The organism is Flavobacterium sp. (assembly GCF_024305175.1).
Lineage (GTDB): Bacteria > Bacteroidota > Bacteroidia > Flavobacteriales > Flavobacteriaceae > Flavobacterium.
Genome location: NZ_JAMWYY010000095.1, coordinates 1 through 6,832 on the forward strand (window position 1 = coordinate 1; position 6,832 = coordinate 6,832).

Genomic DNA, 6,832 nt, shown 5'->3' on the forward strand with positions numbered 1-6,832 from the left:
GTAAAATCCTGCTCAAGGGGTTTTAGCCTTTGCAGCAGCGCTTCGGTAAGCCTGCCGTCAAACTCCAGGTAAAACTCACTGAAGTTGGCTTTGCGTTCCTGCAGCCCCTGCCCGGGGAACAATTCATTTTGCAGCGCGGCTATCCGTGCCAGTTCCTCCGCGTGGTGCTTTTTTTCTGCTTTTAGCAGGCGTTTTTCAAGATTGGCAAGGCCTTTTATCTGTTTTGCCTTTTGCGCCTCTACAGCGCCTGTAAATGATTTATCTGTTTTGGCAGCAATAGCGGTAAGTTTTTCAAATTGTTGGTTAAGGAATTCTTTTTGTTCGGTAAAGTCAAGTTCAAATTCAGAGTATTCCTTTACTTTTTTATTCATCAGTTCCTGCTGTTTCATAAAAACATCTCCCCATGTCAGGTTCAGCTTGTCCAGCTTAGCAGCCTGTTTTTCGGTCGCCAGCAGTACCGAGTTGCGCACCAGCAGCATAGGGAAAGTAATGCCAGAAGCATTAAAGAACGATTTAAGTTCCAGCCAGTAGGCAATTTCACCACCGCCGCCAATGTAGCACAGGTTGGGCAATATAACCTCCTGGTATAGCGGGCGCATAATAACGTTAGGGCTAAACCTTTCGGGGTGGTTTTCCAGTTCTGCCAGTATCTCCGCTTCGGTAAAAGTAATATCGATATTGTTAATGTAATACACCCCGTCCTGCAAAATAATACGCTCGCGCAGGTTGTCCTGTATGTAAAACAGGTTTATCTCCCGCGGGTTTACCTGAATGTTATAATCGTTAAGCAGTGCCGCCGTTTCGGCGACTTTACTGTGGCTTAGCTGCTCAAGCAGTTCTGTTTTTATTTGCGGTATATACAGCTTTTTCAGTGCGGCGCTGTCGGCATCTATAATAACAAGCCCCTGCTGTCCGAAAAGCTCATTCGCAAGGTAGCGTGTGGCATCGGCAAGGTTGGTGTGGCTTATATATGCCTCTTCAAAAAGCTGCTTTAAATAAGCCGCGTTAGTACCGGGGCCCAGTTCGCTGGCAAAAGCCTTAAGCACGGCATCAAGCCCCTGTGTGCTTAGCCTGCCCACCGGCCCTGCGCTTTCGCGGTTCCACTTTATTTTTTTATCGCGAAAGTTAAAGTAGTTTATCTCTTCAAAATCATGGTCTTCAGTCGCCATCCAGTATACCGGCACAAAGTTATATTGAGGATAAGCCTGCTTAAGCTCTTTGCACAGGTTTATGGCAGAAACTATTTTATATAAAAAATACAGTGGCCCGGTAAACAGGTTAAGCTGGTGACCTGTGGTTATCGTGAAAGTATTATTTTCAGTAAGTAACTGTATGTTTTGTAAAGTCAGTGCAGATGCTTCAATATGCCCGTACTGCTTTAAAAGTGTATTGACAAGCGTTGTGCGAAACTCAGGTTTGTAATTTTCGTGCTTTTCGGCTATCTGCGCTTCAAAATTTTCGAGGGTTGGGAAACGGTTGTATAACGGTTTAAGGTTCTCCTTTTGGTTAAGGTAATCTGTAATTAGCGGGGTAAAATATCCTGAGCTTTGGTAGCTGATACAGTCTGAAGGCATTTATAAAGTATTTTACCGTAAAGTTAGGGAAAAATAATATATTGAAGAATTTCTATTGATTTGAGTTATTAAGGATTTTTGATTGTTATAATGTTCGCGACTTCACATAAAAAAATATCCTGCCATCCGTCAGGCAACATTGCTTTTTGAATTTTTAGCTTTCCACTAACTTCTTTAACTAACATAAATGGGTAGTTTTTATCAGGTGCAACTTTTCCAATATTAACATCAAAACGCTCATTATTAGTACCAATCGCCGAATCAAAGTGAACGTAATAGTTTTGCGTATGGTTAAAACCTGAGCCTGAGAGGTAATTTTGTTGTAAGCAAATTGTCATCAGAAATCCGGGAGGCCCTACTATGTGGTGATACCTTCCGGATAGCGTAACTATAACATCACCTCGTGATTTTTTAGTTGTAAGCTCACATTGTTCTACATCTACCGCACCTCTGTGGCATATAAAATTGAATGAAGTTTTTTCAAAATCCTTCTTATCCATTATAAAAGAAATAGCAAATTCTCTTGTGCTGCTCGCCTGCGAAAAAGAATTGACAGCAACAACAAGAAATAAAAATGAAAGTAGCTTTTTCATATTACCAAGTTAGCTAATTAAAATCAGATTTAAAGCGTATTTTTACACCCCAAAATCTTTTACCCTTTTGAGCATCAAACTTTTTTTAATAACACCACCTTTCACCCAGCTCAACACGCCCTACCCGGCTACGGCCTACCTGAAGGGTTTCCTGAATACCAAGGGCATTGCCGCCGCGCAGGCCGACCTTGGTATTGATGTTATTAATAAGCTGTTCTCAAAACAGGGGCTTACAAAATTATTTGATTACATAGAGTCAAACTACTCCCCACTCCTTCGGAGGGGGGCTGGGGGGGAGGCTAATAGCCAACGCATAATCTCCCTTAAAAATGAATACCTGAAAACAATAGACCAGGTAATGCTCTTTTTACAGGGAAAGAACCCCACGCTGGCGCACCTTATTTGTACCGAAGACTTTCTGCCCGAAGCTTCACGCTTTGAACAGCTTGACGAATTGCACTGGGCGTTTGGCACGATGGGCGTTCAGGATAAAGCCAAGCACCTTGCCACGTTATACCTTGAAGACCTGTCTGACCTTATTGTGGAGTGTGCCGACCCTCATTTCGGGTTCAGCCGCTATGCCGAAAGGCTGGGGCGCTCTGCCAGCTCTTTCGATGAGCTTTATGATTACCTGCAACAGCCCTACACCTATATAGATGAATTGCTCATTAGCCTGCTGCATCAGAAGCTGGAAGCAGAGCAGCCCGATCTGGTTTGTTTTTCGGTGCCTTTTCCGGGTAATTTATATTCTGCTTTCCGTAGTGCGCAGTACATAAAGAAGTATTTTCCGCATATCAAAACGGCAATGGGCGGCGGTTTCCCAAATACCGAATTGCGCTCGCTTACAGATGCGCGTGTAATGGAGTTCTTCGATTTTATTACCCTCGACGATGGCGAAGCGCCGATAGAGTGCCTTACAGAATACCTGCAGGGCAGGAGGGATGCCACACGGCTAAAACGGACATTTATACTACAGGACGGCAAGGTAACGTATGTAGATAACTCCGCTAAACCCGATTATAAGCAAAGCCAGGTAGGCACGCCCGATTATACCGGCTTACCACTCGATAGCTATATCTCGGTAATTGAAGTGGTAAACCCCATGCACCGTATGTGGAGCGATGGCCGCTGGAATAAGCTTACTATGGCGCATGGCTGCTATTGGGGGAAATGTACTTTTTGCGATATATCATTAGATTATATAAAGGTTTATGAGCCTGTTGCCGCAAAAATGCTGGCAGACAGGATGGAACAGCTTATAGCCCAGACAGGGCAAAACGGTTTCCATTTTGTAGATGAGGCCGCACCCCCGGCACTGATGCGCGAACTTGCGCTTGAGATATTGCGCCGCGGGCTTTCGGTTACGTGGTGGACGAATATCCGTTTTGAAAAAAGTTTCTCTGCCGACCTTTGCCGGTTATTAAAAGCTTCGGGCTGCATTGCGGTTTCCGGCGGGCTTGAAGTGGCTTCCGACAGGTTGTTAGACCTTATACAAAAAGGGGTAACGGTAGCGCAGGTAGCGCGTGTAACCCGTAACTTTACCGAAGCGGGTATTATGGTGCATGCCTACCTGATGTATGGTTTTCCCACCCAAACCGCACAGGAAACAATAGACTCGCTCGAAATGGTGCGCCAAATGTTTGAAATCGGGATTTTACAGTCGGGTTTTTGGCACCAGTTTGCCATGACGGCACACAGCCCCGTTGGCCTTGAGCCTGAAAAATTCAGCGTAGTAAAAGAAAGTGATATTGTAGGCAGTTTTGCCAACAACGATATTGTGCACATTGATACAACCGGCACCGACCATGATAAGTTTAGCTACGGCTTAAAGAAATCGCTCTTTAACTTTATGCATGGCCTATGCTTTGATTATCCTTTGCAGGACTGGTTCGAGTTTAAAGTGCCCAGAACCAAAGTTCCGCATGATTATATTTACAGTGTATTACACGATGATGCGGAATATTCTGTAAAGCCGACCTCTAAAATTGTTTGGTTAGGCACTAAGCCTGTAGCGGAACGCTATGTAAAATCTAAAAAAGGCCGGACATTTCATATGATTGCCCTAACCTTTTATTCAAAGAGGGAAACCATTACCATTCAGCTTGCCGAAGCGCAGGGCGAATGGCTGATGCAATTTGTTGATGATGTTTCGGCTTATGGAGGTACACCCATAACTTTTGCAAAGGCAAAAGCACTTTTTGAAGAAGCAGTTGCAGAAGATTTTGAACCTTTTTGGTACAGTAAGCCTGTAACTGTTTTAAAGCAGAATGGATTACTGGCGCTTTAATATTTACGGTCGTCAATCATTTCCTGATAGATTTTTTTCTGGTCATCATTCAGCAGTGCCATGATCTTGGCATCTATCTTTTCAGTTAGTTCCCTGCCTTTTTCCTTCTTGGCTTCATAAGGAATATCCTCATCTGCCAGCCCCATTATCTCGTCTTTATTCTCGTTGTAGATTACCTTAACCGCCGCTTTCTGGAAACCGTCAAGGTTCAGTTTTTTTGAAAGTTGTTCAACAGTAAGCTCTACAATATCAACTTTTTCTTCTTTTTTCTTTTTAGAAGGCGTCCTTGGCTGTGCAGTAATGCTCCTGTCGAGGCCCGGGTTGCTGCCCTGCCCGTAATACGGATTGTAGTACTGTGCGGAAGCAGTTAGCGAACCGGCTAAAAATGCTATAATGAATAAAAACTTTTTCATAGTACAGACTGTTATATATTCAAAATTAGAAAAAAAAGCCAAAAAGATGATTTTTGGCTTTGGGTATTTTAGTTTTGTGCAGATGCCGGTATGCCATACAGGTCAAACTCGGTTGCATCGGTTATTGTAATATCTGTAAATTCCCCCGTTTTAAGGTAAATATTGGTTGCGTCAATAAGCACCTCATTATCAACATCGGGGCTGTCAAACTCGGTACGGGCTACAAAATACTGCCCTTCTTTGCGGTCTATTACACATTTAAAGGTTTGCCCTATCTTCTCCTGGTTCAGCTCCCATGATATCTGGCTTTGCAGTTCCATTATCTCGTTGGCACGCTGTTGTTTCACCTCGGCAGGCACATCATCTTCCAGCAGGTAGGCGTGTGTGTTCTCTTCATGCGAATAGGTAAAGCAGCCTAAACGCTCAAAGCGCATTTCCTCAACCCAGTTTTTAAGAGTCTGGAAATCCTCTTCTGTTTCTCCGGGATAGCCTACTATCAGCGTTGTGCGGATAGCCATACCCGGAACCCTTTCGCGGAATTCCTTAAGCAGCTTTGTTGTTTTCTCCTGTGTTGTGCCGCGGCGCATCGATTTGAGTACGTTATCAGCGATATGCTGTAGTGGTATATCTATATAGTTACAGATTTTAGGCTCGCGCTTCATCAAATCCAGTACATCCATCGGGAAACCTGAGGGGAATGCGTAGTGCAGCCTTATCCATTCTATGCCTTCTACCTTTACAAGGTTCTCCAGCAGTTCGGCAAGGTTACGTTTCTTATACAGGTCAAGGCCGTAATAGGTAAGGTCCTGCGCAATAAGTATCAGTTCTTTTACGCCGTTTTTAGCAAGGCTTTCGGCTTCCTTAACCAGTTTTTCAATGGGTTGAGACACGTGTTTGCCACGCATAAGCGGTATAGCACAAAAGCTGCAGGGGCGGTCGCACCCTTCGGCAATTTTAAGGTAAGCATAATTTTTTGGTGTGGTAGTGAGACGTTCACCTAATAGCTCATGCCTGTAATCAGCTCCCAGCGCTTTAAGCAATAGCGGAAGTTCCGTAGTGCCAAAATACTGGTCTACATTTGGTATTTCTTTTTGTAAGTCCGGCTTGTAGCGCTCGCTAAGGCAGCCTGTTACAAAAACTTTATCTACTATGCCCTGCTCTTTTTTGTCAACATAATTAAGTATCATGTTAACCGATTCCTCCTTAGCATTATCAATAAACCCGCAGGTGTTTATAACAATTATATTGCCTTCTTCATGTGCAGGCGCTTCATGTGCCACATCTTTGCCGCTGGCTTTAAGCTGCCCCATAAGTACCTCGCTGTCATAAACGTTCTTAGAGCACCCAAGGGTAATTACATTGATTTTATTCTTCTTTAACGATTTGGTTCTCATGTACTTAAAAATAGGGTGCAAAATTACGCTTTTTATTGGGAGTAATGAACGTGAGAGAGTTAAAAATTTAATTATGTGATTGCTATACCTAAGTTGATACTGAATTTAGTTTACTTAAGATAGTCTTTAAATTTTGTATGAAAATCGTTACTTACCTTTCTCTCAATTACTATTGGTTCTTCCTCAAGGTTTGACTCGGGAGTCAACATACTTAAAAACTGTGTGATACTTTTCGCAATTTGTAAAGGTTTCTCTACCTTATAATTAAAACTAAGATCATTTTTTTCATGGTTCCAAAACAGAATATTACCTTTTGAATTCATAAGCACGTAATCTCCATTATCAGCATCTGCAATTATAAATGTTCCTCCTGGCAATCGTTTTTCATAATCATCATTGATCTGAATAATAGCATCAATATCTCTAAATGTGAATAATATTTTTATTCTAAAAAAACAGTTATTGCTATTAAATTCGTTTTTACTAATGTCAAAATCTAAATTATTTTTTTTTAAATAATCTATATGATCTTTTAATTTTAGTTTCTTTTGCCATATCATAATCAACGTAA

Annotated in this window: 6 protein-coding genes; 1 reads left to right on the forward strand and 5 read right to left on the reverse strand. The window is 42.4% G+C overall.

Annotation, left to right across the window (positions count from 1 at the left end; translation table 11 throughout):
* Together bshC and Q0K96_RS14680 are read right to left on the reverse strand one after the other, a co-directional pair.
* Positions 1-1,574 (reverse strand): bacillithiol biosynthesis cysteine-adding enzyme BshC (bshC, locus tag Q0K96_RS14675; protein ID WP_297334732.1); only part of this gene is annotated, 1,574 nt, incomplete at its 3' end.
* A 68-nt stretch (positions 1,575-1,642) separates the two neighbouring features.
* Positions 1,643-2,167, reverse strand: coding sequence for a hypothetical protein (locus Q0K96_RS14680; protein WP_297334733.1), 525 nt, complete (start codon positions 2,165-2,167; stop codon positions 1,643-1,645).
* A gap of 67 nt (positions 2,168-2,234) precedes the next feature.
* Here Q0K96_RS14680 and Q0K96_RS14685 point away from each other — a divergent pair, with 67 nt between their 5' ends.
* Positions 2,235-4,454, forward strand: coding sequence for a radical SAM protein (locus Q0K96_RS14685; protein ID WP_297334734.1), 2,220 nt, complete (start codon positions 2,235-2,237; stop codon positions 4,452-4,454).
* Here the strand turns inward: Q0K96_RS14685 and Q0K96_RS14690 are convergent.
* The 3 genes from Q0K96_RS14690 to Q0K96_RS14700 form a co-directional block, all read right to left on the reverse strand.
* Positions 4,451-4,867: a hypothetical protein gene (locus Q0K96_RS14690; protein ID WP_297334735.1), complete on the reverse strand. Its 417-nt coding sequence runs from the start codon at positions 4,865-4,867 to the stop codon at positions 4,451-4,453. The genes Q0K96_RS14685 and Q0K96_RS14690 overlap by 4 nt on opposite strands.
* Before the next feature lie 68 nt (positions 4,868-4,935).
* Positions 4,936-6,261, reverse strand: a complete 1,326-nt coding sequence (gene rimO / locus Q0K96_RS14695; protein ID WP_297334736.1) for a 30S ribosomal protein S12 methylthiotransferase RimO — start codon at positions 6,259-6,261, stop codon at positions 4,936-4,938.
* Positions 6,262-6,371: 110 nt separating this feature from the next.
* The coding region (locus tag Q0K96_RS14700) for an SMI1/KNR4 family protein (protein WP_297334737.1) at positions 6,372-6,832 on the reverse strand (461 nt) is incomplete at its 5' end.

Bases quoted from the DNA above. Each gene is read 5' to 3' on its own strand.
- Q0K96_RS14690 (WP_297334735.1), bottom strand. From the start codon at position 4,867: ATGAAAAAGTTTTTATTCATTATAGCATTTTTAGCCGGTTCGCTAACT.
- rimO (WP_297334736.1), bottom strand. From the start codon at position 6,261: ATGAGAACCAAATCGTTAAAGAAGAATAAAATCAATGTAATTACCCTT.
- Q0K96_RS14680 (WP_297334733.1), bottom strand. From the start codon at position 2,167: ATGAAAAAGCTACTTTCATTTTTATTTCTTGTTGTTGCTGTCAATTCT.